Source organism: Bacillus sp. JJ1532 (assembly GCF_036965085.1).
Lineage (GTDB): Bacteria > Bacillota > Bacilli > Bacillales > Cytobacillaceae > Cytobacillus.
Genome location: NZ_JBALOW010000069.1, coordinates 608 through 3,572, shown reverse-complemented (window position 1 = coordinate 3,572; position 2,965 = coordinate 608). Strand labels below are relative to the sequence as shown.

At 38.5% G+C, this 2,965-nt stretch carries 4 protein-coding genes; all 4 read left to right on the top strand.

What is annotated here, in order from left to right; translation table 11 throughout:
- Positions 1-51: 51 nt before the first annotated feature.
- A complete protein-coding gene (mutM, locus tag V7122_RS20005; protein WP_335343850.1) occupies positions 52-879 on the top strand; it encodes a DNA-formamidopyrimidine glycosylase in 828 nt (275 codons plus the stop codon).
- A gap of 150 nt (positions 880-1,029) precedes the next feature.
- Positions 1,030-1,665: a sporulation membrane protein YtaF gene (gene ytaF / locus V7122_RS20000; RefSeq protein ID WP_335343849.1), complete on the top strand. Its 636-nt coding sequence runs from the start codon at positions 1,030-1,032 to the stop codon at positions 1,663-1,665.
- Positions 1,666-1,684: 19 nt separating this feature from the next.
- Complete coding sequence (gene coaE, locus V7122_RS19995; RefSeq protein ID WP_335343848.1) at positions 1,685-2,284, top strand: dephospho-CoA kinase; 600 nt, start codon at positions 1,685-1,687, stop codon at positions 2,282-2,284.
- Between the two features lie 177 nt (positions 2,285-2,461).
- A partial coding sequence (locus V7122_RS19990) for a glyceraldehyde 3-phosphate dehydrogenase NAD-binding domain-containing protein (protein WP_335528574.1) occupies positions 2,462-2,965 on the top strand: 504 nt, incomplete at its 3' end.

Below are 2,965 nucleotides of genomic sequence, written 5' to 3'. Positions count from 1 at the left end.
AGACAAATAGAAAAGCGGAAGTGCTGGAACTAGACAATAGGAGGTGGTTCGATGCCTGAATTGCCAGAGGTGGAAACGATCCGCCGTACGTTGGATGAATTAATTATGAACAAGACGATTGACCATGTTTCAGTTTTCTGGCCGAAAATTGTAAAGCATCCTGAGGAAGTATCGCAATTTAAAGATGCATTAGTTGGGCAGAAGTTTACCGGTACCGGCAGAAGAGGAAAATTTCTTATTCTTTATACTCAGGATTTTGCGCTCATTTCCCATTTGCGAATGGAAGGAAAATATGGGCTTTTTCAGCAGACTGATGAAGTGGATAAGCATACTCATGTTATTTTCCATTTCACAGATGGTACAGAACTTCGCTATAAGGATGTACGGAAATTTGGTACGATGCATCTATATTTAAAAGGTGAAGAATTTAATCGTCTTCCTCTTTCTCAATTAGGTCCAGAACCCTTTTCTGATGGTTTTACAAAGGAAGAATTAGCTGAGAAACTTTCAAAGACGAAAAGGAATATTAAAGCTGTTCTCCTAGATCAAAAGGTGGTGGTTGGTCTCGGTAATATTTATGTTGATGAAGCACTATTCCGGGCGCAGATCCATCCTGAGAGACATGCTGACACTATAACCAATTCTGAATTAACAAGACTTCATAAAGAAATAATAGCTACATTGTCTGAAGCTGTTGACAAAGGGGGAAGTACGATCCGTTCGTACATTAACTCCCAAGGTCAAATTGGTATGTTTCAGCTCGAGCTTTTAGTTTATGGCAGGAAAGGGGAAGACTGTAAAGTTTGCGGCAGTCAGCTTGAAAGAATTATTTCCGGCGGACGTGGAACTGTATTCTGTCCTTCATGCCAAAAAAAATAATGTTAAACTCGCCATTTCAGGCGAGTTTTTCGTTCTCAAGTGCTTAAAAAGTTTTTCAATAACAATGGATAGGCTTCTCCCATATACTATCTTAGCGTTTGACAGGTAGCAACAGGTTACGTGTTGATACGAGGGAGGAGTCCTATCCAAATGATGCATACAATATCACTTTTTTTACTAGCATTTGCTGTTAGTCTAGATAGCTTTAGTGTAGGATTAACTTATGGATTACGAAAAATGAGCATCCCATTGAAATCAATTGGAATCATCGCTTGCTGTTCAGCAATCGCATTAGTGATTGCCATGACAATCGGTCGCTTCATTATTGGCTTTTTTTCACCTGCTTTCGCGGAAAGTGTTGGGGGAATCATTCTTATTTGCCTTGGAGTGTGGGTGCTTATTCAATTTTTCCGTTCAGGAAAGTCCAAGGATGCACTTCCCCATGAAAAAACGATTGTCAATTTTGAAATTAAATCGCTTGGTGTTGTTATACAAATTTTGCAAAAGCCGATGTCTGCGGATTTTGATAAATCGGGCACTATAACAGGGATTGAAGCATTAATGCTTGGACTTGCGCTATCCCTTGATGCATTCGGTGCTGGGATTGGCGCAGCTATGCTGGGGTTTTCCCCATATTATTTAGCTCTGACAGTGGCTGTCATGAGTTCACTGTTTGTATATATGGGCCTAAAAGTGGGGTCCGTTTTCTCCAAAAGTGATTGGGTACAGAAATTTTCCTTTATACCGGGGATACTATTAATACTAATTGGGATTTGGAAAATATAACGTAAGAAAGGGAAATGAGATGTCTATAGTTGTCGGCCTGACTGGAGGAATCGCAAGTGGAAAGAGCACAGTTTCCTCCATCTTAATTGAAAAAGGAGCATTAGTCATTGATGCAGATGTAGAAGCACGCTTAGCTGTCGAAAAAGGAGAAGAAGCCTATAATGAGATCATTGCCCATTTTGGGGATCAAGTCCTGCTTGAAGACGGGTCGATTGACAGAGGAAAACTAGGATCTATCATTTTTCATGATGAACAGCAGCGCCAGAAACTTAACAGTATTGTTCATCCTGCAGTTAGAAAAAGAATGTTGTTGAAGAAAGACAATGCCATTGCAGACGGTGAAAAACTAGTAATTCTCGACATTCCGTTATTATTCGAAAGCAAGCTGACCTCTATGGTTGACAAAACCATTTTAGTATTTGTGGATGAAGATGTTCAATTAGAACGGTTAATGAATCGTAATCATCTCACTAAAGAAGAGGCGATGGCAAGAATTAACTCACAAATGCCGCTTAAGGATAAGGTTCAGCTTGCTGATGAAGTTATAAATAATAATGGTACTATAGCGGAAACAGAGCAGCAGCTTATAGAAATATTGAAAAAATGGAATGCTATGTAGGAGCCTTAAGGGCTCTTTTTGTTTGCAATTGTTAATAAAGAGCAATAGGTTGATTAATCAGAATTATAAAACATTTATTTTCCACACTTTAATCATTACAAACGTCTACTAATATGTTATACTAATTACATATGAATACGATATAAAGTATAACACTTATGCGGAAGGGGCCGTAAAATGAAAGCGAAAATTGCAATTAACGGTTTTGGAAGAATTGGACGAATGGTATTTAGAAAAGCCATTCTTGATGATAAACTTGATGTGGTTGCAGTAAATGCAAGCTATCCAGCTGAAACATTGGCACACTTAATTAAGTATGACACAAATCATGGCCGATTTGAAGGGGAAGTTATTCCGGAAGACGGTGCTCTTATTGTAAATGGTAAGCGTGTACAATTATTAAGCAACCGTAACCCGCAGGAGCTTCCTTGGAAAGAATTAAATATTGATATTGTCATTGAAGCAACTGGTAAATTTAACTCTCGTGATAAAGCAGCACTTCATTTAGAAGCTGGTGCTAAGAAGGTTATTTTAACAGCTCCAGGAAAAAATGAAGACGTTACAATTGTAATGGGTGTGAACGAAGAAGCTTTAAACATTGCAGAGCATGATATTATTTCAAATGCTTCTTGTACAACTAACTGCTTAGCGCCGGTTGCGAAAGTACTTGACGAACAATTT